Here is a 22379-nt window from a genome sequence, read left to right as displayed (position 1 = left end):
CCGGAGTGGAAAACAATGGCGAGGGGAAAAGCGAACCGCGACGCCCGCATGCGTGAGCGACTGATCCAGGAATCGGCCCGGATCATGGCGGTCGAGGGCATCGGCGATTTCTCGATTGCCAAGCGCAAGGCGGCGCTGCAGCTGAATGCACCGCGAACCACCAATCTGCCCCAGAACCGCGAAATCCAGGCGGCGCTGCAGGACTACCAGCGGCTGTTCGGTGGTGAGGCGCAGCTCTCGGCGCTGCAGTCGCTGCGCGAAGCGGCGCTGGAGGCGATGGGGTTTTTCGCCGCATTCCGTCCGCGGCTGGTTGGTTCGGTGCTCGACGGCACGGCGCGGCCGGACAGTGCGGTAGATCTGCACTGCTTTGCCGATACCGCCGAGGATGTCGTTTTTTTCCTCATGGATCACGACATCCCCTTCGACACACTCGAGAAGCGGTTCCGTTTCGAGGAAGACTACGAATCGATCCCCGTTCACCACTTCGCGGCGGGGGAGACCGCCGTTACGGTCGCCGTCTTCTCCGGTCGGGGTAATAACCAGCCGCCCAGAAGCTCGATCGACGGGCGTCCGATGCAGCGGGCGGGTCGGCGCGAGGTCGAGGCGCTGGTCGCAGGGGGCGCCAGCGCCGACGAATAGACCTTAGCCGCGGCGGTGGAGGGGCACGTAATCGCGCCGGGCGGCACCGGTATAGAGCTGCCGCGGCCGTCCGATGCGCTGCTCCGGATCGGAGAGCATTTCCATCCACTGCGCGATCCAGCCCGGCGTGCGACCGATCGCAAACAGCACGGTGAAGAACTCCTTGGGAATGCCCAGCGCGCGGTAGATGATGCCCGAGTAGAAATCCACGTTGGGATAGAGCTTGCGCTCGACGAAGTAATCATCCGCCAGGGCGATCTCCTCGAGCCGGATCGCGAGCTCGAGCTGCGGGTCGTTACCCACGCCCAGTTCATCGAGGACCTCGTGACAGGTCTTGCGGATGATCGTCGCCCGCGGGTCGTAGTTCTTGTAGACCCGGTGTCCGAAGCCCATCAGCCGGAACGGATCGTTCTTGTCCTTGGCCTTGTCGATGTACTTCGGCACCTGATCGACCGTACCGATCTCGCTCAGCATGTTGAGAACCGCCTCGTTGGCACCGCCGTGAGCGGGACCCCAGAGTGCCGCGCACCCGGAGGAAATGGCCGCAAACGGGTTGGCCCCGGTGCTGCCGGCAAGCCGCACGGTCGATGTGCTGGCATTCTGCTCGTGATCGGCATGCAGGATCAGGAGCTGATCGAGTGCGCGCTCGGCCACCGGGTTGATCTCGAAATCCTCGCTGGGCCGCGCGAAAAGCATGTTGAGGAGGTTGCCGGTGTAGGACAGGCGATTGAGCGGATGGACAAACGGCTCGCCGACCATGTGCTTGAACGCCGCCCCGGCAATCGTCGGCATCTTCGCGATAATACGGTGGGCGGAGAGCAGGCGGTTCTCGGGGTCGGTAATGTCGATGGTGTCGTGGTAGAAGGCCGACAGTGAACCAACGACGCCGGTGAGCATGGCCATCGGATGGGCGTTGTAGTGGAAGCCGTTGAAAAAGATCCGCAGGCTTTCGTTGACCATCGTGTGGCGCGTGATCGCCCGGTCGAAGTCTTCGAGTTCGGTCTTGTTCGGCAGTTCGCCGTGAATCAGCAGCCGGGCCACCTCGAGGAACGAGGCATGCTCGGCCAGCTGTTCGATGGGATAGCCCCGATAGAGCAGGATGCCCTGCTCGCCGTCGATGTAGGTGATATCGCTCTGACAGCTGCCACTCGTGCTGTAACCCGGATCATAGGTGAAATAGCCGAGCTCGTTGTGCAGCGAGCGGATGTCGATGACATCGGAGCCGTGCGTGCCCTGGCGCACTGGCATGTCCGCTTTCTTGCCAGTCTCGTTATCGGTGATCGTGACGGTCTTGTCGGCCATCGGGACGCCTCCTGTTATCCGGCGCTCACGCGTCAGCTCTTGCTACCCTTCGCCATTCCGCCATAGCGACGGCGGAACTGGTCGACTCGGCCGCCACTCGACAGCACGCGCTGCTTGCCGGTGTAGAACGGATGACTGGCGCTGGAAATTTCAACCTTGACCAGGGGGTATTCATTGCCGTCTTCCCACTGAATCGTCTCGTTGGTCTTGACCGTCGAGCGCGTCAGGAAGGAGTAATCGGCGGAAATGTCCTGGAATACCACCTGGCGGTATCCGGGATGGATGTCTTTCTTCATGCCCTATCTCGATAAGCTGGTTATTGAATTCGCGTATGTTAGGCGGTCACCGCCGGCGGTACAAGGGACACACTCGACCCTCGTTTGCCCCGGCGGTAGGATACCGATACCGAATCGGCCGCATCACAGGGACTGCCTCCATGCTCTACATCGGGCTTAAACACCTGCATACCACCGTGGCGACGCTGACAGTGCTGCTGTTCATTCTGCGCGGCGGCTGGATGGCGATGGGGTCTTCAATGCTCCAGCGCAAGTGGGTAAAGATACTGCCTCACGTTATTGATACCACGTTGCTGGTTACCTCTTTCGCGGTTGCCTGGGTCGGCTGGCGCTACCCGGTCGTCCTGCACGACTGGATCACCGCAAAGATCCTTGCACTGGTTGTCTATATCGTTCTCGGCATCATCGCGCTCAAGCGCGGTCGCACGGCGACCATCCGGGTTGCCGCCTTTTTCGCTGCGCTGGCGGTGTACGGCTATATCCTCCTGGTGGCGTTCTACAAAACGCCGCTGCCGATCTGATCAGTCGTCATCGCGACGGACCGTCAGCTGCGGTCCGTCGGCAGTGACGGTCAGCCGACACTCGATGGGGCGGCAACAGACCACGCAGTCTTCGATGTAGTCCTGGTCTCCCGCGGAGTAGTCGACAACGGTCGTGAAGGCCTCGCCGCAATAGGGGCACTCGATCGTGACGTTCTCTATCATCCCGCATTCACCCGGTTGGCCGGTGTTTCCGCTTCGAGGAAAACATCCAGCAGATCGTTGAGGAAACGCTGCCCGAGCGGCGTGACCTGTAGCCGTGTCGGGTCGTCGATCAGCAGCCCGCGGCGCCGCGCTTCGGTCAGCCCCGGTTCGAAGGCCGATGCCGGCAGGCCGGTACGGGCCATCGCGGCCCGCAGGTCGGTACCGTCGGTCAGCCGCAGGGCGTTCATCAGGTACTCCAGCGGACGTTCATCGGCCGTGATGGCCCGATCTTCCACGGTCGCTGTCTCGGTGCCCGCCTGCTCCTGGTAGAGCCGCGGCAGATGCTGCTTGCGATAGCGCCGGATGCCGCCGTCGGCATGACTGAGCTTGCCATGGCCGCCGGCCCCGATTGCCAGGTAGTCACCGAAGCGCCAGTAGTTGAGATTGTGTCGGCATTCATCGCCGGGTGTCGCCCAGGCCGAGACCTCGTAGCGTCGCAGCCCCGCGGCATGGATCCGTTCGGCGCAGGCGGCTTCGATATCCGCGAGCTGATCGTCGTCGGGCAGGGCCGGCGGCCTCGCATGGAATGCCGTCCCGGGTTCCAGCGTCAGCTGGTAGTGCGAGAGGTGCTCGATGCCGAGTGCCATGACCTGTTCGACGTCGGCGAGCGCCTCGGCGGGTGATTGCCCGGGCAGCCCGTGCATCAGATCGACATTGATCCGCTCGAACCCGGCGCGCCGGGCGGTAGCGATGGCACGGGTCGCCTCGTCGCCACCATGAATGCGCCCGAGCCGCTGCAGGCGCTGGTCGTTGAAGCTCTGAACGCCGATCGACAGTCGATTGACGCCCGCGACGAGAAAGCCCTCGAAGCGGCCGGATTCGAGCGTCCCGGGGTTCGCCTCGAGCGTGATCTCGGCATCGCGTGCAATATTGAGTCGCTGACGCAGGCCATCCAGTAGTGTCTGTATGGCGTCGGCGCTGAACAGGCTGGGCGTGCCGCCGCCGATGAACAGTGTCTCCACCGCGCGGCCGCCGGCCGCGATTGCCTCGCGGTCGGCATCCCGCAACAGGGCATCGGTGTACGCCTGCTCCGGCAGCTCCCCGCGCAGTGCGTGCGAGTTGAAATCGCAGTACGGGCATTTCTGCACGCACCAGGGCAGGTGGATGTAGAGCCCCAGTGGCGGTGGGGTCAGAGTCGCTGCCATTCCTGCTCCAGTCGGCGCCGAAGCGCACTGAGTGCCTGGCCGCGATGGCTCAGCATATTCTTGGTGTCTGGCGGCAGTTCGGCGGCGGTGCAGTCGGCCTCGGGCAGATAGAAATGCGGATCATAGCCGAAACCGCTGTCGCCCCGGGGCGCCTCGACCAGCTGACCAGTCCACATCCCCTCGGCAATCAACGGCGCCGGGTCGGCGGCATGCCGCATGGCCACCAGCACACATCGATAGGCGGCGCCCCGCTGATGCGGATCGAGGTCAATGAGGGCATCGCGGAGCCGGGCATTGTTATCGGCATCGGTGGCGTCCTCGCCGGCCCAGCGGGCCGAGCGGACACCCGGTTCGCCGTCGAGCGCCGGAATCTCCAGGCCCGAGTCGTCCGCGATGGCGGGGAGGCCGGTGTGAGCCGCCGCGTTGCGCGCCTTGATAATGGCGTTTTCGACAAACGTGGAGCCGGTCTCCTCGGCCGCGGGCACGAAATAGAACGACTGCGGAATGATCTCACCCACCTGTCCGCTCAAAAGACTCGTCAGTTCCGCTAGCTTGCCTTCGTTTCCGCTGGCAAGCACCAGTCGGTGGATCAGCGCCATTTCAGATCTCCAGTGCCACGCGCTGGGCGGTGACCAGCTCCTCGATGCCGGACGCCGCCAGATCGAGCATCGAGTCGAGCTCGCTGCGGCGGAAGGCATGGCCCTCGGCGGTGCCCTGCACCTCGATGAAGTGGCCGGCTTCATTCATTATGACGTTCATATCGGTTTCCGCCTCGGAGTCCTCGGCATAGTCGAGATCGAGGACCGGTGTGCCCTGGTAGATGCCGACGGAGATGGCGGCGATGTGGCCGTGCAGGGGGTTACGGCGGATTTTGCGTTTGTCCACGAGGGTCTGGACAGCGTCGGCGAGCGCTACGTAACCGCCGGTAATGGCGGCGGTGCGCGTGCCTCCGTCGGCCTGGAGGACGTCGCAGTCGATCACCACGCGTCGTTCGCCCAGCGCTTCCAGATCCACCGCGGCGCGCAGGCCGCGTCCAATCAGGCGCTGAATCTCGATCGTTCGACCCTGCTGTCGACCCCGGGTGGCCTCGCGGTCGTTGCGACTGCCCGTGGCGCGGGGCAGCATGCCGTACTCGGCCGTTACCCAGCCGCGTCCCTTGTTGCGCAGCCATGGCGGTACGCGTTCCTCGACGGAGGCGGTGCAAAGCACCCGGGTATCGCCAAACTCCACCAGCACCGAGCCCTCGGCATGTCGGGTGAATCCCCGGGTGAAGCGGATGGATCGGAGCTGGTCAGGGTTTCGGCCGCTGGGGCGCATGCAGGTCTCCCGAGTACTTGGCAAGATGCTAAAAATCAGCGGAAAGGGTAACATCGTCGCGATGGAAACGGGCACGGCAGGCACTCTCTACATCGTCTCGGCAGCTTCGGGCGCCGGAAAAACGTCACTGCTGCGCGCACTGATGAAGGGCGATGACCGGCTCTGCTTTTCGGTATCGCACACCACCCGGCAGCCGCGCTCCGGCGAGCGCGACGGGCATGACTATCACTTCGTGGACGACGCGGCCTTCCAGGCGCTGGTAGAGGCCGATGCGTTCCTCGAGCACGCGCACGTGTTCGACCGTCGCTACGGGACGTCCTGGGCGGCGATCGACGAGGACCTGGCCGCGGGCCGGGACGTGCTGGTGGAGATCGATTGGCAGGGGGCGCGGCAGATCCGCGAGCGGATGCCCGGCTGTGTCTCCATCTTCGTGCTGCCGCCATCGCGCGGAGCACTCGAAGAGCGCCTGCGCGGACGCGGCCAGGACAGTGACGACGTGATCGCCGCGCGGATGGCAGCGGCGGTCGACGAGATGAGCCATTGCACCGAATACGATTACATTATCTGGAACGATGATTTTGCGGTCGCCCTGGCGGATCTACAGGCGGTGATCCGCGCCCGACGCCTGCATGTCACGCATCAGCGGATCATGAACGGCGAGGCGCTATCCGCTTTGATCGACGCCGACAGCCGGCACGGGTAACCGGCGGTTGCGACGTTTCTGGCTGGATAATCAGGCCTTTATTGAAAACGGCGTTTCGCGCTAAACTATCATCAATTTCGAATTGCGCTAATTCTGGAGATTGCCGCCATGGCACGAATTACCGTCGAGGACTGCCTCGACAACATCGATAACCGCTTCGAGCTGGTGCTGGCCAGCACCCGTCGGGCCCGCCAGATCGCCCATGGCGCTCAGCCGTTCGTGGACTGGGAGAACGACAAGCCGACCGTCGTTGCGCTGCGCGAGATCGCCGACGGCTATGTCACCTCGGAGATTCTCAACGTCGAGGCCGAGGCGGCCGAGGCCCTGGGAGCGCTGGATGATGCCGCCGAACAGGCGCAGGGCGCCGCGGCCGATACCGCACTCGATGATGACGCGGCAGAGCCTGCCGCGCCGACCGATAACGGCGATGAGAGGCCCGGCGACTGAACCGGGCGCCATGGCGGGTAGCGGTGCAGCACTGACACCGGAAGCGGCCGGTCCCGACTCCGCGGGCCGGGCGGCCGATCTGTGTTCGCTGCTCGAAAACTACCTCGACCCGCACAACGTCCAGAAGGTCTACCGCGCCTACCAGTTCGGCGCCGATGCCCACCAGGGCCAACGCCGACTCTCGGGTGAGCCCTACATCACCCACCCCCTTGCGGTCGCCCGCACGCTCGGCGAGATGGGACTCGACGCGGACAGCCTCTGCGCCGCGATTCTCCACGACGTCATCGAGGACACGCCCACCGCAAAAGCCGAGATCGCCGAGGCATTCGGCGGTGAAGTGGCCCAGCTCGTCGATGGCGTCTCCAAGCTCACCCAGATCAACTTCCGCAGCAAAGCGGAGGCGCAGGCGGAGAACTTCCGCAAGATGATTCTCGCGATGTCGAAAGACATCCGCGTCATCCTCATCAAGCTCGCCGACCGGCTCCACAACATGCGTACGATCTTCGTGATGCCGCCCAGCAAGCGGGCGCGCATTGCGCGGGAGACCCTCGAGATCTACGCCCCCATCGCGCAGCGGCTCGGCATCAACAGCATCCGGGTTGAACTCGAAGATCTCGGTTTTGCGGCACTGCATCCCATGCGCTACCGGGTCCTCAAGGAGCGTGTCCGCCAGCAGCTCGGATCCCGGCGCGAGCTCCTCGACAAGGTTCGCGACGAGATCCAGGCGAGTCTGACCGAGGCCGATATCAATGCGCAGATCACGGCACGACAGAAGCATCTTTGGAGTATTTACCAGAAGATGCGCAGCAAGCAGGCCGGGTTCGAGGACATATTCGATGTCTACGGCTTTCGCGTGGTCGTGAGCGATGTCGATACCTGCTACCGCGTGCTCGGGCATTGCCACGGTCGCTACAAGCCGCTGCCCGGGCGCATCAAGGACTACATCGCGATCCCCAAGGCAAACGGTTACCAGAGCCTGCATACCACCCTGCTCGGGCCGCGCCGCATCCAGCTCGAAGTCCAGATCCGTACTGCGGAAATGGATCGGGTGGCCGAGGCCGGCATCGCGGCGCACTGGCTGTACAAAGAGCCGGGGCAGCCGAGCAACGTGGCGCAGACGCGGGCCCGCGAATGGGTCCACGGCCTGCTCGAAATCCAGGAAAACGTCGGCAACTCGCTCGAGTTCATCGAAAACGTCAAGATCGATCTGCTGCCCGACGAGGTTTATGTCTTCACGCCGGGGGGCGACATCATGGAGTTGCCCAAGGGGGCCACGGTGGTGGATTTCGCCTACATGGTGCACTCCGAAATCGGCGATGCCTGCATTGCGGCGAACATCGACAACCGACTGGCACCGCTGCGCACGCCGCTCAGGACGGGCCAGACGGTGGAAGTCATCACCGCGCCCGTCGCCCGGCCGAATCCGGCGTGGCTGGATTTCGTTGTCACCGCCAAGGCCCGCGCCGCCATCCGGCACAGCCTCAAGCGGTTGAAAGGCGCCGAGGCCACCGATCTCGGGCGCCGCCTGGTCGAGCGCGGCCTCAACGCCATGGATCTGAGCCTCGGCGATCTGGCCGACGAGCAGATCGAACAGGCGCTGACCACGTTCGGCGTCGAGCGGGTCGACGAGGTCTTCGAGGAGGTCGGGCTCGGTCAGCGGATGCCCTGGTTCGTGGCCCGCTATCTCGCGGAGGGCGATGACTCGACCCGCAGCGTTGGCCGGGCGGGAGGCAGCGGCGGCTCGCTGATGCTCCGCGGTGACGAGGGCGCGGTCGTGACCTTCGCGCGCTGCTGCCGTCCCATCCCCGGTGACCCGATCGTCGGTTTCGCGAGTGCGGGGCGCGGCGTGGTCGTCCACCACGAGGCCTGCAACAACATCCGCGAGTATCGCAAGCATCCCGAGAAGTGGGTGGATGTGCAGTGGGATGCGATCGCCGAGGGAGAGTACCCGGTCGCCGTCGACATGGACGTCATGAACAACCGCGGTGTGCTCGCGAGCGTAACGGCGGTGGTGTCTGATCTCGACTCCAACATCGACGCGGTTGAAATCGAGGAAAAGGAAGGCATGATTGCAACCCTGCGGCTGGTCATGGGCGTCCGCGACCGGGCTCACCTGGCCCGTATCATGCGCCGGCTGCGCGGTCTCTCGGCCGTGCTGCGCATCACTCGGCGCCGCGGCTGAACATCTCGAGCAACCCGACAGGGAGTAGCCCATGACACGCCGTATCATTCAGACAGACCAGGCGCCCGCGGCGATCGGCCCCTATTCGCAGGCAGTGCAGGTCGGCGATCTGGTGTTCATTTCCGGGCAGATTCCGCTCGATCCGGTGACGATGACGCTGGTCGAGGCCGATATCGATACCCAGACCCGACGGGTGTTCGACAATCTGCGTCATGTCTGTGTCGCTGCGGGTGGTGATCTGGCGTCGATCTGCAAGCTATCCATCTTCATGACCGATCTGGGGCACTTCGCGACCGTCAACTCGATCATGACCGACTACTTCGCAGAGCCCTACCCGGCGCGGGCCGCGGTCGGCGTGCGCGAACTGCCGAAGGGTGCGATGGTCGAGGTGGAGGCGATCCTGAGCCTGGCAGAAGATCGCTGATCGATGAGCGATGGTGCGGCGGTGTCCGGCACGCCGGTGGTCCGGTTGCCGGGGATCGGTCCACGGCTCGCTGAGAAGCTCGCACGGCTCGGCCTCAAGCGGGTCGAGGACATGCCGTTCCACCTGCCGATACGCTACGAGGACCGGACCCGGGTGCTCGCCATCGGTAGCCTGCGCCCCGGGATCTCCGCCCTCATCGAGGGCGAGGTGACCGCCACCGAGATCGTTGGCGGTCAGCGTCGGCGCCTGATCTGCCGGATCAGCGACGGGACCGGCAGCCTCGAGCTGGTGTTTTTCCATTTCTATGCCAGTCAGCAGCGCCAGATGGCGCGCGGGGTGCACCTGCGTGTATTCGGCGAGGCCCGGGCCGGTCCGGTGGTGCTGCAGCTCATCCACCCCGACTGGCAGCGCGTCGAGCCCGGATCGACGCCCGCGGAGGGCGAATTCAAGCCCGTCTACCCGGCGACCGAGGGCATCACGCAGCCAGCGCTGAGGCGGGCCATCGGCGCGGCGCTGGCCCAACCCGGCGCGGTGACCGAGTGGTTGCCCGGGGCGTTGCGCGAGTCGATGGACCTGCCCCCGCTCGAGGAGGCCCTGGCGCTCGTCCATGCGCCTCCGGCGGACGCCGATCCGGAGGCCCTCCTCGAGGGCCGGCATCCGGCCATTCGCCGTCTTGCCTTCGAGGAACTGCTTGCCCACCGGCTGAGCCTGTTGCGGTTACGCGCGGAACAGCAACAGGTCATGCCCGCGCCGGTCATCCCCCGGGACGAGGCGCTGATCGGGCGATTCCTCGGAGGGCTGGGGTTTGATCTGACCGGCGCCCAGCGGCGTGTCCATGACGAGGTGGTGGCTGACCTCGGTCGCCAGGCGCCCATGCTGCGACTCGTCCAGGGCGACGTTGGCTCGGGCAAGACGGTGGTTGCCGCGCTCGCGGCGCTGCACGTCGTGGCGGCCGGCTGGCAGGTGGCGATCATGGCACCGACGGAATTACTGGCCGAGCAGCACGAGCGGAGTTTTCGTGACTGGCTTGAACCCCTCGGGCTGCGGGTAGGCTGGCTGAGTGGGCGCGCCGCTGCCGCCCGGCGTCGCGATACCCTGGCCGGGCTGGCGGATGGCGACATCCAGGTGGTGGTAGGGACCCATGTCCTGTTCCAGGCCGATGTCGTGTTCCGGTCCCTGGGCCTGGTGGTGATCGATGAGCAGCACCGTTTCGGAGTCCACCAGCGCCTGGCTTTGCGCGACAAGGGAAGCGCGCAAAGCCAGCCCCATCAGCTGGTGATGACGGCTACCCCCATACCGCGAACACTGGCGATGACCGCCTACGCCGACCTTGATTCCTCGGTGATCGATGAGTTGCCGCCGGGGCGGCTGCCCGTGCAGACCGTTGCGCTACCGGACACTCGCCGTGAGGCCGTGATCGAGCGTATCCGCGCGGTGGGCGCCGAGGGGCGCCAGGCCTACTGGGTCTGCACCCTGGTGGAGGATTCGGACGTCCTCGAGGCCGAAGCGGCGGAGGCGACTGCGGAACGCCTCCGCGAGCAGCTGCCGGCGCTCGCGATCGGCCTGGTGCACGGACGTCTTCCCGCCGCCGAAAAGGAGGCCGTCATGGCGCGGTTCGAGGCCGGCGAGGTGGACCTGCTGGTGGCGACGACGGTGATCGAGGTCGGGGTCAATGTCCCCAATGCCTCGTTGATGATTATCGAAAACGCCGAGCGTCTGGGGCTCTCGCAGCTCCACCAGCTCCGCGGCCGGGTCGGTCGCGGCCATGCCCAGAGCAGCTGCGTGCTGCTGTACCATGGTGCGCTGGGCGAAACGGCAAGATCCCGCCTGGGCGTGATGCGTGAGAGTAACGACGGCTTTCGCATCGCCCGTCGCGATCTCGAGATCCGCGGGCCGGGTGAAGTGCTCGGGACCCGCCAGACCGGCGCGCTGACGTACCGCATCGCCGATCTGATGCGCGATGGCGATCTCCTCGACTCGGTACAATCGGCGGCACAGCCCCTGCTCCGCGATGAACCGGCCGCCGTTTCCGAACTGATCCGTCGCTGGGTGGGCGAGGGCGAGCGTTACGCACAGGTATGAGTGGATTCCAGCATGGCTGAGCCGGGATTGCGCCACTGGCGTCCGCGCGGCGTGCCCGGCGCCCGACCGCGTCCCGGTGCGTTGCGCAACTGGCTGGATGAACCCGGTTCTTTGACCCGGCGGCTGCGTGGTCTCGCCGGCGAGGCATTCAGCGTCCGGGTCCTCGACGAGCACTGGGGGCGTGCCTGGCCCGATGAGCGCCGGCGCCTGGGGTGTCGGGGCCCCGAATGGCTCTGGATTCGCGAAGTCCGCCTGGGTCGCGGTGATCAACCGCTCGTTTATGCCCGCAGCGTGATTCCGCGGAGCAGCCTTCGCGGCCCGCTGCGGCGGCTTCGCTCGCTGGGCCGACAGCCGCTGGGGGCCCTGCTGTTCGGCCGCTACCCGGTGGTACGCGGGGCGATCGAGGTGGCGCCGCTCACCCCGGCATCGCGGCTTGGTGCCCGTGCGCTGGCGCAGGGTGCGGCGCCCCGCTGGGCGCGCCGGTCGGTATTCGCGATTACCGGTCGACCGCTGCTGGTCACCGAGGTCTTTCTACAACCCTTGATCGAGGAGCTCTCCCATGACCCCATCCGTGACTGACTGGGGACATCGGCTGTCGCTTTACGCAAGGCTGGCGCGGCTGAATCGGCCGATCGGCAACTTCCTTCTGCTCTGGCCGACACTCTGGGCGCTCTGGCTGGCAGCCGAGGGGATGCCGCGGACGGATGTGCTGGTGGTCTTCGTCCTCGGTGTGCTGGTCATGCGGGCGGCGGGCTGCGTGATCAACGACTACGCCGACCGCGATTACGATCGGCACGTCAAGCGCACGCGGGCGCGGCCGCTGACCACCGGTGCGGTGACCGAGCGCGAGGCGCTGATCCTCTTCGCCGTGCTGTGCCTCGTCGCATTCGCGCTGGTCTTGCTCATGAATCGCCTGACCGTACTGCTGTCGCTGGGCGGCGTCGCGCTCGCCGCGACCTATCCGTTCATGAAACGCCATACCCATCTCCCGCAGGTCCACCTCGGTGCGGCCTTCGGCTGGGCGGCCCCGATGGCGTTTGCGGCCCAGACCGGGACGGTGCCCGTCCTCGCCTGGCTGGTGTTCGCTTCATCGGTGGTATGGGCGACGATCTACGACACCGAGTACGCCATGGTGGATCGCGACGATGACCTCAAGGTGGGGATCAAATCCACGGCCGTGCTCTTCGGTGCTTATGACCGGGCCATGATCGCCCTGTTGCAGGTGTTGCTGACCCTGCTGCTCGCGGTTATCGGCTGGCGCGCGGGGCTGGGTGCGCCGTTCCTGATCGGGCTGGTGGCGGCCAGTGGCCTGTTTGTCCGCCAGCAGTGGTTGATCCGTGACCGCAGTCGCGACGGCAGCTTCCAGGCGTTCCTCAATAACAATATCTACGGCGGGATCGTGTTCGCCGGGATCGTCCTGTCGTATCTGACAACGGCCTAGATCGCCCGGGCCAGGGCGATGACCTCGACACGCTCGACGCCGCCCTCGCGCAGGCACTCGGCCACCGCGGCGAGGCTCGCCCCGGTGGTGACGACATCATCCACCAGCGTGACGCTGCGAGGGGGTGGTCGCTGCAGGCGGAAGGCACCGTGCAGGGCGGCCCGTCGGTCGGCGGCGCTGCGGCCCCGCTGGGGCGGTGTATGCCGATGACGAAAGACCAGTGATTCCATGACCGCTGCACCCAGCCAGCGGGCGATCAGTGCCGACTGGTTGAAGCCGCGCTGCCGGTAACGTGCCGTGTGCAGTGGTATGGGCACCAGCGGGCCGTGGCAGGCGACGCCGCGCTCGCACAGGGCCTCGGCGGCAAGCTCGGTGAGCAGCCGACCGGCGGCCAGATCCTCGCGCAGTTTGAAAGCGCGAATGAGTTCATCGACACCGTCCCCGTAGGTCCAAAGCACCCGGGCGCGGTCGAACGGTGGCGGGTCGGCGAGACAGCCGGCGCATTCCGCGGCCCCGGAGGCCAACGGTAACCCGCAGCGCCGGCATGCCGCGCTGATCCAGGGCAGATCCTCGCAACAACCCGGGCAGAGTCCGCGGGAGAGGCTGCGGGCGTGGCAGAACCGGCAGCGCCCGCTGAACAGATTATGCAGATAGGCCGATCCCCGGCCGGGCAGCCGCCATGGCGGGGGAGAGGAGTGACGCGTGATGGAGATCGGCATGCGACGAGGCTGCCGGTCCGATCGTCGTTGCGCCAGCGACCCGCGGCGATCTGCCGATAAGCGGTCGATTATGTCAGGATGAACGTATGGCAGACCTATCCGGCGATCCCCTCCAGCTCGATTCCCGTGTTCTCCGTCGACGCCTCGAGCAGGCCGCTCCGGGGTTTGACGAGGCGGCCGTGTTACACCGCGAGGTTGGCCGGCGGCTGGTCGAGCGGCTCGACTATATCCGCCTGCAGCCCGCATCGATGCTCGATATGGGCTGCGCCAGCGGGTTGAACACCAGTGCACTGCGCAAGCGCTATCCGAAAGCGGACTACGTTGGCATGGATCTGGCAGCGCCGCTGGTTGCCCGGGCGCGGCGCCAGGGCGGGCGCTGGCGGCGCGTCCCCGGGGTCTGCGCGGGAATGGATCAGCTGCCGTTCCGTAACGACAGCTTCGATCTTGTTTTCTCGAGCCTGGCGCTGCACCGCGTCCCCGATCTCTCGGCGACGGCCCGCGAGCTGCAGCGCGTTCTGCGGCCGGATGGTGTCCTCCTGTTCGCGACCTTTGGCCCGGATACCCTCGATGAGTTGCGGACCGCCTGGCAGGCGGTGGATGACACCCCCCACGTCCACGGTTTCGTCGACATGCACGATATCGGTGATGCTCTGGTCAAGGCACGCCTGGCGGATCCGGTGATGGACATGGAGCACTTCACCCTCACCTACGCCGATGTCCGCTCACTGGTTCGTGATCTCGACGCCCTCGGTCTGCGCAATGCGCTGACCGCCCGTCAACCCGGGCTGACGTCGCCACGTCGCTGGCGTGCGATGGAGTCGGCCTACCAGGCGGCTGCCAACGCCGAGGGCCGTCTTCCGGCGACCTGGGAGGTGGCCTACGGCCATGCCTGGGGGACCGACGCGCAGATGCAGGTCACCGGAGATGACGGGGCGGTGCGGGTTCCGCTGGATACGCTCTCAGTTCCTCGCCGACAGCGATAAAGGTGATTGTTTCCACTCGATTGCTTTCCTCTGCGGATGGAATTCACTAGACTTGATGTAGATCAGTTTCCGATCTGGACGAGGCAGGCCAATGACTACTTCGACCGACATCGAGGGCAACAGCGGGCGCCGCTTCGTGCTGGCGCCGAACATCGCACCGGACTGGCAACAGACCGTCTGGATCTTTATCGGCATGAGCTCGGTTTGCCTGGGGATTGCACTCGTTTGCACCTGGTTCGGATTCTGGCCGGTCCTGCCGTTCGCGGGCCTGGAGGTGATCACGCTGGGCTGGGCGCTCTACGCATCGGCGCGTCGCTCTCTCGACCGCGAAGTCATCCATGTCGTCGATAACACGGTCATCGTCGAGAAAGGCCGCGGACGGGTCGAGGAGCGCTGGGAAATGGATCGGACCTGGACGGATGTCCGGCTCCACCAGTTATCCCGCCGCTGGGACGAGACACGGCTGGAGCTGCGCTCGCGCGAGCAGACCCTGATCATCGGGGCCTTCCTCGACGCGGACGAGCGGCGCAGCCTGGATCGGGCGCTCCGCGCCTGCGTCGGTCCAATGGCGCGGTGGGGAGACGATCGCCCGGTGTCGACAACCGATTCCGGTGAGCCGGGGGCATCGTGGGCCCCGGGCATCGCCCCCAACGCTGGAGAGAAGACGGGATGACGGTAATAACCCGACTCGCTCAATCGGTGGCGATAGCTGCCGTGCTCGCAACCGCGCCGGCCAGCGCCGATTTCAGCCTGCTCAACATGACGCAGGGCGTCACGGAATCGAGCCGTGATATCTACGGCCTGCACATGACGATATTCCTGATTACCGTCGTTATCGGCGCCGGTGTGTTCGGCGCGATGTTCTATTCGATCTTCCGGCACCGGAAATCGCGGGGGGTGGAGCCATCGAAGTTCCATCACAGCACGACGATGGAGATCGTCTGGACGGTTATTCCGTTGGTGATCCTGGTGGCGATGGCGGTGCCCGCCACCCGGGTTCTGATCGACCTCGACGATACGAGCGAATCGGAGATGACGGTCAAAGTGACCGGCTATCAGTGGTTCTGGGGCTACGAATACATGGGCGAGGACGTCCAGTTCCTGAGTCGCCTGGATGCCGACAGTGACCGCGCCAGGCGGCTGGGGTCGGGAATTCAGCCTGCCTCGGTCGACAATTATCTCCAGAACGTCGACCAGCGACTGGTGCTTCCCGTCGACACGCGTGTGCGCTTCCAGATTACCGGTGCGGATGTCATCCATTCGTGGTGGATGCCGGACCTGGGCTGGAAGAAGGACGCGATCCCGGGATACGTCAACGAGATGTGGACAGAGATCGAGGAGCCGGGCGTCTATCGTGGCCGCTGTGCCGAGCTCTGCGGTCGTGACCACGGGTTCATGCCCATCGTGGTCGAGGCGCTGCCCAAGGACGAATTCAACGAGTGGCTAGCGAATCGCCAGGCCGGCGGCTCGGGCATGACCGCCGACGCCGAGCAGACACCGGACACCGATGGCGAGCTCGCCGCCCGGTAACGAGAATCAGACAGGGGAGACGGTTGAGATGACGGCAACAACCCATGATCACGCGGCACACGAAGCGGAACCTTACGGTTTCAAGAAATGGCTGGTGACGACGAATCACAAGGACATCGGTTCGATGTACCTGCTGTTCTCGCTCGCCATGTTCCTGCTGGGTGGAGCGATGGCACTGGTCATCCGCGCCGAGCTGTTCCAGCCCGGTCTGCAGATCGTCGACCCGTACTTCTTCAATCAGATGACCACCATGCACGCCCTGGTGATGATCTTCGGCGCGGTCATGCCCGCGTTCACCGGTCTCGCCAACTGGATGATTCCGCTGATGGTCGGCGCACCGGACATGGCGCTGCCGCGAATGAACAACTGGAGCTTCTGGCTGCTGCCGTTCGGTTTTGCCGTGCTCCTGTCAACGCTGTTCATGCCGGGGGGCGGTCCCGCCGGCGGCTGGACCATGTATCCGCCGCTGATGCTGCAGACGGGGATGGCCTTCCCGTTCGTGATCTTTGCGATCCACGTGCTTGGCATCAGCTCCATCATGGGCTCGATCAACGTGATCGCGACTATTCTGAACATGCGGGCGCCGGGCATGAGCCTGATGAAGATGCCGCTGTTCGTCTGGACCTGGCTGATCACCGCCTACCTGATGATCGCCGTCATGCCGGTTCTCGCCGGTGCCGTCACCATGCTGCTGACCGATCAGTACTTCGGCACGACCTTCTTCAGCGCCGCGGGTGGTGGTGACCCGGTGCTCTACCAGCACATTTTCTGGTTCTTCGGCCATCCCGAGGTGTACATCCTCATCCTGCCGGCGTTCGGCATCATCTCCACGATTATCCCGACCTTCGCTCGCAAGCCGCTGTTCGGCTACAGCTCGATGGTCTATGCCACCGCGTCGATCGCCTTCCTCTCGTTCATTGTGTGGGCGCATCACATGTTCACGGTGGGCATGCCGCTCGCCGGCGAGCTCTTTTTCATGTACTCCACGATGCTGATCGCGGTCCCGACGGGCGTAAAGGTCTTCAACTGGGTCTCGACCATGTGGCGGGGCGCGATGACGTTCGAGGCACCGATGCTGTTCGCACTGGCCTTCGTGTTCCTGTTCACCATCGGCGGCTTCTCCGGTCTGATGCTCGCGATTGCCCCCGCGGACTTCCAGTACCACGACACCTATTTCGTGGTGGCGCATTTCCACTACGTGCTGGTGACCGGTGCGGTGTTCGCGATTCTCGCGGCCGCCTACTACTGGATGCCCAAATGGACCGGCCACATGTATAGCGAGCGCCTGGCCCAGTGGCACTTCTGGTTGTCGGTGATATTCGTGAACGTGCTCTTCTTCCCGCAGCACTTCCTGGGACTGGCCGGCATGCCCCGCCGTATCCCGGACTACTCGGTCCAGTTCGCGGACTGGAACATGGTATCCAGCATCGGCGGATTCGGGTTCGGATTCGCCCAGCTGATTTTCGTGTGGCTTCTCATCAAGTGCATCCGCGGTGGTCAGCAGGCCGAGGCGAAGGCGTGGGAAGGCGCCGATGGCCTGGAGTGGGATGTGCCATCACCGGCGCCGCACCATACGTTTGATACGCCACCGGTCGTTCGATAATCGATGATCAATCGCGAAGTCGATCGGCGCACGCGGCGTAGAATCCGCTGGACGGTTGTCCTGCTGGTGCTGATCGTTCTGGGCATTTACACGGGGGTTTTCCTCGATCGCCTCTAGCGATCAGACGGGGGAGAGGGAGCTAAACCTATGGCACAGGCAGAAGGCGGGTACTACGTCCCGCACCAGAGTTACTGGCCGATAATCGGCACCATTGGCGTCACTGCGCTGGTGGTCGGGATTGCGATGTACCTCGAGGGCATGGCGTCGGGTACATGGGTGATGGGCACGGGCGGCCTGATTACCGCCGGGTTCGTCTTCGGCTGGCTACGCGATGTGATTAGCGAGGGCGTCAAGGGCCTGTACAGCGATCAGGTAGACCGATCGCTGCGCTGGGGCATGATCTGGTTCATCTTCTCCGAAATCATGTTTTTCGGGGCCTTCTTCGGCGCGCTTCTCTACGCCCGGCTCCTGTCCGTGCCCTGGTTGTCCGGCGAGGATGCCGCGACCAGTCGTCTGCTCTGGGACTCCATGGTGCTGAACTGGCCGACTGCCGGCCCCGCCAACGCCGGTATGGACTGGCAGCCCATGGCCGCCTGGCCCCTGCCGACGATCAACACCATGATCCTGTTGACCTCCGGCATGACGCTGACGGTCGCTCACCATGCGCTGAAAGACGCCAATCGGCGCAAGCTCATCGGTTTCATGTGGGCGACGGTCCTGCTCGGAACGCTGTTCATCGGGCTGCAGGGTTACGAGTACTACGAGGCCTACGCCCATCTGAACCTTCGCATGGATACCGGGATTTACGGATCGACGTTCTTCATGCTGACCGGATTCCACGGAATGCATGTGGTTATCGGTACGCTGATGCTGCTGGTCATCACGCTCCGGTGCATGAAGGGCCACTTCCGGCCGAACTCCCATTTCGGTTTCGAGGCGGCCGCCTGGTACTGGCATTTCGTCGATGTGGTGTGGCTCGGCCTCTACATCTTCGTCTACATCCTCTAGCGGGTCAGGAAAGCGGGCTGCTGTTCGGCGAGATGGCGCCCGTGACAAAGCCGATCAGGATCAGGACGAACAGGACGATCGACAGGGTGATGCGAAGGGTGAGGGCGTTGAGCGTCCGTCGCGACTCGCCCCGGTCGCGGATCAGATAGAACAGTCCCGATCCAAGGCTCGCGACGATGACGAACAGTGTGAGCAGTATGGTGAGTCGAATTGCGAGATCCATGGGCTATCCCCGGCCGTTTTCTGCTCAGTATAAAGCAACATCCGGGTATCGGCTGGTTTGAGCCGCTCCTGGCACGGGATCCGAGTGGGCGAATGGGTTTTCGCACCGGGACTGGTGCCGACGGCGGTTTACCTGGTACTGCTGGTGGTTCTGATTGGTCTGGGGCAATGGCAGCTGGATCGCGCGGATGAGAAGCGCACCGCGCTTGCCGAGCGCGCCGCCGCGACAAAGGCACCGGTGATTTCCGTCAACGAACAGGCTGCGACGCTGGCGCGGCACGAGTATCGCCGGGCAACGGCGGCCGGCCGTTTCGATACCGACCATCAGTTCCTGCTCGACAACCAGGTCGAGGACGGTCGCATCGGTTATCGCGTCATTACACCCCTGAGGCTCGAGGGACGGGACGCAGCGGTGCTCGTTGACCGTGGATTCATACCGATCGCGGACAGTCGCCAGGAGCTCCCGACACTGCCACCGGTGGAGCCGGAGGCACGCGTCAGCGGGAGGATCAGCGCGGGACCCTCGGTCGGAATGCGCCTGGGGGAGGCCGCGGACGGGACAAAGCGGTGGCCCCGGCGTTTGCAGTACATCGATTTTGATTACATGGACGCCACGCTCGACTATCCCCTCAGTGATTACCTGCTGGTGGAGGGATCACTGGCGACCGATGCGGTTGCCCGTCGTGGTGAGCGCGACGCCTGGCGCTTCGGCCCGGCACGCCACGAGGGCTATGCCGTGCAGTGGTTCGCGCTGGCCGCTGCACTCACGCTGATCTGGCTGGTGGTGAATACGCGCCGGCAAAAACGAGGAGACGCCGCTTGATGGAACGACTCAGGGGCCGGTGGCAGCCACTTGCACTGCTGGCGATATTCGGTCTGCCGACCGTCGGCGCCATGGTCATGGTGTTCAGCGACTGGCGCCCCAGCACCTTTACCAACAATGGTGACCTGGTCCAGCCCGCCGAGCAGCTGAATCCGGGGCAGTGGCGCGGAGTGACCGAGGAGGCGCCCACCCTCGCCGGAGACTGGCTCATCGTGGCCCCGCAGCGTGGAGATTGTGGCAGTGACTGCCGGGACCGCGTGGATCAGCTGAACCGGGCGCAAATCGCCCTTGATCGGGATATCGAACGGGTGCGCCTCGTGGTCCTGCAGCCGGATTCGCGCGAAGCGCCCGTGTTCGAGCCGGTGCCCGGCATCCTCAATCTCTCCGCCCCGGACGCCGTGGTCGACCGCTTCGCACGGCACGAGGGCGAACCGATGGCCGCCCACATTGTCGATTACCGCGGATATCACGTGATGCGCTATGCCCGGCCCCTCGATGCCTCCGGACTGCTCGACGACCTGGAAAACCTCCTGCGTCTGGCGAAGGAAGAGGCCGAGCGCCGAGCCCTTGAGGAGGCGACGGCTGAATGAATGCCCACCCCTGGTTTTATCGTTTGAGCCTGGTGGCGACGGCGATGGCGCTTTGCGTCGTTGTCCTCGGCGCCTGGGTGCGACTCACCGATGCCGGCCTGGGCTGTCCGGACTGGCCTGGCTGTTATGGTCAGTGGGATGTGCCCAATACCGATGAGGCGATCGCCGCGGCGAACCAGGCCTTCCCCGACACGCCGGTCGATATCGGCAAGGGCTGGCGGGAAATGGTCCATCGGTATCTCGCCAGCATGCTGGGATTGCTGATCGTCGGTCTCGGGGTTTTCGCATGGCGCCAGCGACACCGCCCCGGACAGCCCTGGCGGGTCCCGTTGCTGCTGGTCGCTCTCGTGTGCTTCCAGGGCGTACTGGGGGCATGGACAGTGACCTGGCAGCTCAAGCCCGCGGTGGTAACTGCGCATCTGCTCGGCGGACTCACGACGCTATCGCTGCTCTGGTGGGTCACGCTGCGCAGCAATCAAATGGGCGGGGGCGGCCGGTTGTCGCGAGTTCCGGGGTTGGGGGCGTTTCTCGCAATCGGGACGCTCGTAGCGGTTGCGCAGATCAGTCTCGGGGGGTGGACCAGCACCAATTACGCGGCCCTTGCCTGTAACGACTTCCCGGCCTGCAGCCTCGGCGAGTACTGGCCCGAGGAGGCGGATTTCGCCGAGGGCTTCGTGCTCTGGCGCGGACTCGGGGTCAACTACGAATTCGGAGTACTGGATCATCCGGCCCGAATGGCAATCCACCTGGTTCATCGCGTGGGGGCGATTGTCGTCACGCTCGTGCTGGGGGGGCTGGCATTCTGGCTCTGGCGTGCCGGTGGCCTGGGGCGGACCATGGGGATGGCCGTTGCCGGCGCGTTGGCGCTGCAGGTGTTGATCGGTATCGGTAACGTCATCTACAACTTGCCGCTGGCACTCGCGGTCGCGCACAATGCTGGGGCGGCATTGCTTATGCTGGTGCTGGTAACCGTTTTCCATGTCCGGCAACCCGTTGCACGACCATGAGCCGAATTCTAGACGCCACAACCAATCCGTCCTCGGGCGTTGCCGCACTGGCGCAGCACACGCTGCAACGCTGGCATGACTACTACGAGCTGACCAAGCCCGGCGTTGTTGCCCTGATGGTGTTTACGGCGGTGGTTGGCGAGCTGCTGGCGAGCCCCGGTGCGATCCCCTGGATGGCGTTGACGGTCGGTAACATCGGCATTGCCCTGGCGGCCGGCTCCGCCGCCGCGATCAATCATCTCGTCGACCGCCGGATCGATGCACGAATGAAGCGTACCCGGGGACGTCCGCTCCCCACCGGCGGCCTGCGCACGAGCCATGCCAGCCTGTTCGCCGGTGTACTCGGACTTGCCGGCCTGTCGCTACTGTACTTTCTGGTCAATCCGCTCACGGCCTGGCTAACGTTTGGTTCGTTGATCGGCTATGCGTTCATCTACACGCTGTTCCTCAAACGGGCGACCCCCCAGAACATTGTGATCGGCGGCGCCGCCGGGGCTGCTCCCCCGGTACTGGGCTGGGTGGCGGTGACCGGCAGCATCGATCCCCATGCCCTGCTGTTGTTCCTGATCATCTTTACCTGGACCCCGCCGCATTTCTGGGCGCTGGCGATCCATCGCCGCGAGGAATATGCAAGCGTCGATATCCCGATGCTGCCAGTGACTCATGGTGACCGTTTCACCCGCTGGCAGATCCTCTTCTACACCGTGATGCTGGTGGGCGTCACACTGCTGCCGTTCGCCACCGGCATGAGCGGGCCGGTTTACCTCGCCGGCGCGCTGATACTGGGCGGGCGCTACCTCTGGTTCGGCTATGCACTACTCGCCCGACCCGACGATCAATCGCTGCCAATGCGATCATTCGGCTTTAGTATCGTCTACCTGATGGCGCTGTTCGCGGTCCTGCTGGTCGACGCCTACCTACCGGTGGTCTGGGGACTACTGGCTGGATAACTCCCCGGAGGGGGGGCATGCCGCCTTTTGCCCCTTCTCCCGGGCTCACACGAGATGCCGATCAAAATGATATCCACCGCCTGACGGGCTCCGTATCTCGTCGACACCCCATGGCATGCCGCCTTTGGTCCTTCCTCCCGGGCGATCTCGAGATGCCGATCAAAGTGATATCCACTGCCTGACAGGCTTCGCATCTCGTGTGAGCCCGGGAGGAAGGACCAAA

26 protein-coding genes are annotated in these 22379 nt (G+C 64.8%); 18 read left to right on the top strand and 8 right to left on the bottom strand.

The features are described from left to right. The first annotated feature begins 15 nt into the window (after nucleotides 1-15). The gene (locus EV698_RS07710; RefSeq protein WP_130503507.1) at nucleotides 16-639 is read left to right on the top strand and encodes a hypothetical protein; all 624 of its coding nucleotides are present in this window, start codon (nucleotides 16-18) and stop codon (nucleotides 637-639) included. 3 nt (nucleotides 640-642) lie between these two features. On the opposite strand, the gene EV698_RS07705 is transcribed toward EV698_RS07710, so the two are convergent. After that, nucleotides 643-1941: a citrate synthase gene (locus EV698_RS07705; protein WP_130503506.1), complete on the bottom strand. Its 1299-nt coding sequence runs from the start codon at nucleotides 1939-1941 to the stop codon at nucleotides 643-645. Between the two features lie 32 nt (nucleotides 1942-1973). Then, the gene (locus EV698_RS07700; RefSeq protein ID WP_130503505.1) at nucleotides 1974-2237 is read right to left on the bottom strand and encodes a type B 50S ribosomal protein L31; all 264 of its coding nucleotides are present in this window, start codon (nucleotides 2235-2237) and stop codon (nucleotides 1974-1976) included. Nucleotides 2238-2377: 140 nt separating this feature from the next. Between EV698_RS07700 and EV698_RS07695 the strand changes: the two genes are divergently transcribed. Beyond that, a complete protein-coding gene (locus EV698_RS07695; protein ID WP_130503504.1) occupies nucleotides 2378-2758 on the top strand; it encodes a SirB2 family protein in 381 nt (126 codons plus the stop codon). On the opposite strand, the gene EV698_RS07690 is transcribed toward EV698_RS07695, so the two are convergent. From EV698_RS07690 to rph, 4 genes are read right to left on the bottom strand one after another with little or no spacing between them, the layout of a single operon-like run. Further along, entirely contained in the window at nucleotides 2759-2941 is a 183-nt protein-coding gene (locus EV698_RS07690; RefSeq protein WP_130503503.1) for a CPXCG motif-containing cysteine-rich protein, read from the bottom strand. Continuing rightward, the gene (gene hemW, locus EV698_RS07685; RefSeq protein ID WP_130503502.1) at nucleotides 2938-4125 is read right to left on the bottom strand and encodes a radical SAM family heme chaperone HemW; all 1188 of its coding nucleotides are present in this window, start codon (nucleotides 4123-4125) and stop codon (nucleotides 2938-2940) included. Before hemW ends, EV698_RS07690 begins: the two co-directional genes overlap by 4 nt. Continuing rightward, entirely contained in the window at nucleotides 4110-4724 is a 615-nt protein-coding gene (rdgB, locus tag EV698_RS07680; protein ID WP_130503501.1) for an RdgB/HAM1 family non-canonical purine NTP pyrophosphatase, read from the bottom strand. Before rdgB ends, hemW begins: the two co-directional genes overlap by 16 nt. A gap of 1 nt (nucleotide 4725) precedes the next feature. Then, nucleotides 4726-5442: a ribonuclease PH gene (rph, locus tag EV698_RS07675; RefSeq protein WP_130503500.1), complete on the bottom strand. Its 717-nt coding sequence runs from the start codon at nucleotides 5440-5442 to the stop codon at nucleotides 4726-4728. A gap of 25 nt (nucleotides 5443-5467) precedes the next feature. Here rph and gmk point away from each other — a divergent pair, with 25 nt between their 5' ends. The 7 genes from gmk (at nucleotide 5468) to ubiA (ending at nucleotide 12721) form a co-directional block, all read left to right on the top strand. Next, nucleotides 5468-6145 (top strand): guanylate kinase, encoded by a 678-nt coding sequence (gmk, locus tag EV698_RS07670; protein ID WP_239016232.1) that lies wholly within the window; start codon nucleotides 5468-5470, stop codon nucleotides 6143-6145. 108 nt (nucleotides 6146-6253) lie between these two features. Beyond that, nucleotides 6254-6592 (top strand): DNA-directed RNA polymerase subunit omega, encoded by a 339-nt coding sequence (gene rpoZ / locus EV698_RS07665; protein ID WP_130503499.1) that lies wholly within the window; start codon nucleotides 6254-6256, stop codon nucleotides 6590-6592. Between the two features lie 10 nt (nucleotides 6593-6602). After that, nucleotides 6603-8774, top strand: a complete 2172-nt coding sequence (locus EV698_RS07660; protein ID WP_130504058.1) for a RelA/SpoT family protein — start codon at nucleotides 6603-6605, stop codon at nucleotides 8772-8774. Between the two features lie 31 nt (nucleotides 8775-8805). Then, entirely contained in the window at nucleotides 8806-9198 is a 393-nt protein-coding gene (locus tag EV698_RS07655; RefSeq protein ID WP_130503498.1) for a RidA family protein, read from the top strand. Nucleotides 9199-9201: 3 nt separating this feature from the next. After that, entirely contained in the window at nucleotides 9202-11280 is a 2079-nt protein-coding gene (gene recG / locus EV698_RS07650) for an ATP-dependent DNA helicase RecG (RefSeq protein WP_130503497.1), read from the top strand. Nucleotides 11281-11292: 12 nt separating this feature from the next. Next, nucleotides 11293-11859 carry a chorismate--pyruvate lyase family protein gene (locus EV698_RS07645; RefSeq protein WP_130503496.1) on the top strand — a complete coding sequence of 189 codons (567 nt, stop codon included), beginning with the start codon at nucleotides 11293-11295 and terminating at the stop codon, nucleotides 11857-11859. Continuing rightward, nucleotides 11840-12721, top strand: a complete 882-nt coding sequence (ubiA, locus tag EV698_RS07640) for a 4-hydroxybenzoate octaprenyltransferase (protein WP_130503495.1) — start codon at nucleotides 11840-11842, stop codon at nucleotides 12719-12721. Before EV698_RS07645 ends, ubiA begins: the two co-directional genes overlap by 20 nt. On the opposite strand, the gene EV698_RS07635 is transcribed toward ubiA, so the two are convergent. Beyond that, nucleotides 12718-13440, bottom strand: a complete 723-nt coding sequence (locus tag EV698_RS07635; protein ID WP_130503494.1) for a ComF family protein — start codon at nucleotides 13438-13440, stop codon at nucleotides 12718-12720. The two genes, ubiA and EV698_RS07635, sit on opposite strands and share 4 nt — an antisense overlap. Nucleotides 13441-13526: 86 nt before the next feature. On the opposite strand from EV698_RS07635, the gene EV698_RS07630 reads away from it, so the two are divergent. From EV698_RS07630 to EV698_RS07610, 5 genes are all read left to right on the top strand, one after another. Next, nucleotides 13527-14423 carry a methyltransferase domain-containing protein gene (locus tag EV698_RS07630; RefSeq protein ID WP_130503493.1) on the top strand — a complete coding sequence of 299 codons (897 nt, stop codon included), beginning with the start codon at nucleotides 13527-13529 and terminating at the stop codon, nucleotides 14421-14423. 91 nt (nucleotides 14424-14514) lie between these two features. Further along, nucleotides 14515-15096 carry a DUF2244 domain-containing protein gene (locus EV698_RS07625; RefSeq protein WP_130503492.1) on the top strand — a complete coding sequence of 194 codons (582 nt, stop codon included), beginning with the start codon at nucleotides 14515-14517 and terminating at the stop codon, nucleotides 15094-15096. After that, nucleotides 15093-15953 carry a cytochrome c oxidase subunit II gene (gene coxB, locus EV698_RS07620; protein WP_130503491.1) on the top strand — a complete coding sequence of 287 codons (861 nt, stop codon included), beginning with the start codon at nucleotides 15093-15095 and terminating at the stop codon, nucleotides 15951-15953. The genes EV698_RS07625 and coxB overlap by 4 nt, the downstream gene beginning before the upstream one ends. 28 nt (nucleotides 15954-15981) lie before the next feature. Continuing rightward, nucleotides 15982-17556 (top strand): cytochrome c oxidase subunit I, encoded by a 1575-nt coding sequence (gene ctaD, locus EV698_RS07615; protein WP_130503490.1) that lies wholly within the window; start codon nucleotides 15982-15984, stop codon nucleotides 17554-17556. A gap of 147 nt (nucleotides 17557-17703) precedes the next feature. Then, nucleotides 17704-18564: a cytochrome c oxidase subunit 3 gene (locus EV698_RS07610; RefSeq protein WP_130503489.1), complete on the top strand. Its 861-nt coding sequence runs from the start codon at nucleotides 17704-17706 to the stop codon at nucleotides 18562-18564. Nucleotides 18565-18568: 4 nt separating this feature from the next. Here EV698_RS07610 and EV698_RS07605 read toward each other — a convergent pair whose 3' ends face one another. Next, nucleotides 18569-18787 (bottom strand): twin transmembrane helix small protein, encoded by a 219-nt coding sequence (locus tag EV698_RS07605; protein WP_130503488.1) that lies wholly within the window; start codon nucleotides 18785-18787, stop codon nucleotides 18569-18571. Nucleotides 18788-18871: 84 nt separating this feature from the next. Here EV698_RS07605 and EV698_RS07600 point away from each other — a divergent pair, with 84 nt between their 5' ends. The 4 genes from EV698_RS07600 to cyoE are packed head-to-tail and all read left to right on the top strand — an operon-like array spanning nucleotide 18872 to nucleotide 22156. Then, a complete protein-coding gene (locus tag EV698_RS07600; protein ID WP_165385752.1) occupies nucleotides 18872-19609 on the top strand; it encodes an SURF1 family protein in 738 nt (245 codons plus the stop codon). Continuing rightward, nucleotides 19609-20199, top strand: coding sequence for a hypothetical protein (locus EV698_RS07595; protein ID WP_130503486.1), 591 nt, complete (start codon nucleotides 19609-19611; stop codon nucleotides 20197-20199). The genes EV698_RS07600 and EV698_RS07595 overlap by 1 nt, the downstream gene beginning before the upstream one ends. Then, nucleotides 20196-21206 (top strand): COX15/CtaA family protein, encoded by a 1011-nt coding sequence (locus EV698_RS07590; protein WP_130503485.1) that lies wholly within the window; start codon nucleotides 20196-20198, stop codon nucleotides 21204-21206. Before EV698_RS07595 ends, EV698_RS07590 begins: the two co-directional genes overlap by 4 nt. Next, nucleotides 21203-22156, top strand: a complete 954-nt coding sequence (gene cyoE, locus EV698_RS07585) for a heme o synthase (RefSeq protein ID WP_130503484.1) — start codon at nucleotides 21203-21205, stop codon at nucleotides 22154-22156. Before EV698_RS07590 ends, cyoE begins: the two co-directional genes overlap by 4 nt. Nucleotides 22157-22379 lie beyond the last annotated feature (223 nt).

The organism is Spiribacter vilamensis, from assembly GCF_004217415.1.
Lineage (GTDB): Bacteria > Pseudomonadota > Gammaproteobacteria > Nitrococcales > Nitrococcaceae > Spiribacter > Spiribacter vilamensis.
Note: the sequence above shows the minus strand (reverse complement) of the source record. Positions and strands in the feature narration are given on the sequence as shown.

What these genes read in the sequence shown, in the direction of transcription:
- cyoE (WP_130503484.1), top strand. Translation starts at nt 21,203, where the DNA reads ATGAGCCGAATTCTAGACGCCACAACCAATCCGTCCTCGGGCGTTGCC.
- coxB (WP_130503491.1), top strand. Translation starts at nt 15,093, where the DNA reads ATGACGGTAATAACCCGACTCGCTCAATCGGTGGCGATAGCTGCCGTG.
- EV698_RS07590 (WP_130503485.1), top strand. Translation starts at nt 20,196, where the DNA reads ATGAATGCCCACCCCTGGTTTTATCGTTTGAGCCTGGTGGCGACGGCG.
- EV698_RS07690 (WP_130503503.1), bottom strand. Translation starts at nt 2,941, where the DNA reads ATGATAGAGAACGTCACGATCGAGTGCCCCTATTGCGGCGAGGCCTTC.
- recG (WP_130503497.1), top strand. Translation starts at nt 9,202, where the DNA reads ATGAGCGATGGTGCGGCGGTGTCCGGCACGCCGGTGGTCCGGTTGCCG.
- ubiA (WP_130503495.1), top strand. Translation starts at nt 11,840, where the DNA reads ATGACCCCATCCGTGACTGACTGGGGACATCGGCTGTCGCTTTACGCA.
- EV698_RS07595 (WP_130503486.1), top strand. Translation starts at nt 19,609, where the DNA reads ATGGAACGACTCAGGGGCCGGTGGCAGCCACTTGCACTGCTGGCGATA.
- EV698_RS07630 (WP_130503493.1), top strand. Translation starts at nt 13,527, where the DNA reads ATGGCAGACCTATCCGGCGATCCCCTCCAGCTCGATTCCCGTGTTCTC.
- EV698_RS07625 (WP_130503492.1), top strand. Translation starts at nt 14,515, where the DNA reads ATGACTACTTCGACCGACATCGAGGGCAACAGCGGGCGCCGCTTCGTG.
- EV698_RS07705 (WP_130503506.1), bottom strand. Translation starts at nt 1,941, where the DNA reads ATGGCCGACAAGACCGTCACGATCACCGATAACGAGACTGGCAAGAAA.
- gmk (WP_239016232.1), top strand. Translation starts at nt 5,468, where the DNA reads ATGCTAAAAATCAGCGGAAAGGGTAACATCGTCGCGATGGAAACGGGC.
- rdgB (WP_130503501.1), bottom strand. Translation starts at nt 4,724, where the DNA reads ATGGCGCTGATCCACCGACTGGTGCTTGCCAGCGGAAACGAAGGCAAG.
- EV698_RS07700 (WP_130503505.1), bottom strand. Translation starts at nt 2,237, where the DNA reads ATGAAGAAAGACATCCATCCCGGATACCGCCAGGTGGTATTCCAGGAC.
- ctaD (WP_130503490.1), top strand. Translation starts at nt 15,982, where the DNA reads ATGACGGCAACAACCCATGATCACGCGGCACACGAAGCGGAACCTTAC.
- EV698_RS07605 (WP_130503488.1), bottom strand. Translation starts at nt 18,787, where the DNA reads ATGGATCTCGCAATTCGACTCACCATACTGCTCACACTGTTCGTCATC.
- rph (WP_130503500.1), bottom strand. Translation starts at nt 5,442, where the DNA reads ATGCGCCCCAGCGGCCGAAACCCTGACCAGCTCCGATCCATCCGCTTC.
- EV698_RS07655 (WP_130503498.1), top strand. Translation starts at nt 8,806, where the DNA reads ATGACACGCCGTATCATTCAGACAGACCAGGCGCCCGCGGCGATCGGC.
- EV698_RS07660 (WP_130504058.1), top strand. Translation starts at nt 6,603, where the DNA reads ATGGCGGGTAGCGGTGCAGCACTGACACCGGAAGCGGCCGGTCCCGAC.
- EV698_RS07695 (WP_130503504.1), top strand. Translation starts at nt 2,378, where the DNA reads ATGCTCTACATCGGGCTTAAACACCTGCATACCACCGTGGCGACGCTG.
- rpoZ (WP_130503499.1), top strand. Translation starts at nt 6,254, where the DNA reads ATGGCACGAATTACCGTCGAGGACTGCCTCGACAACATCGATAACCGC.
- hemW (WP_130503502.1), bottom strand. Translation starts at nt 4,125, where the DNA reads ATGGCAGCGACTCTGACCCCACCGCCACTGGGGCTCTACATCCACCTG.
- EV698_RS07610 (WP_130503489.1), top strand. Translation starts at nt 17,704, where the DNA reads ATGGCACAGGCAGAAGGCGGGTACTACGTCCCGCACCAGAGTTACTGG.
- EV698_RS07645 (WP_130503496.1), top strand. Translation starts at nt 11,293, where the DNA reads ATGGCTGAGCCGGGATTGCGCCACTGGCGTCCGCGCGGCGTGCCCGGC.
- EV698_RS07635 (WP_130503494.1), bottom strand. Translation starts at nt 13,440, where the DNA reads ATGCCGATCTCCATCACGCGTCACTCCTCTCCCCCGCCATGGCGGCTG.
- EV698_RS07710 (WP_130503507.1), top strand. Translation starts at nt 16, where the DNA reads ATGGCGAGGGGAAAAGCGAACCGCGACGCCCGCATGCGTGAGCGACTG.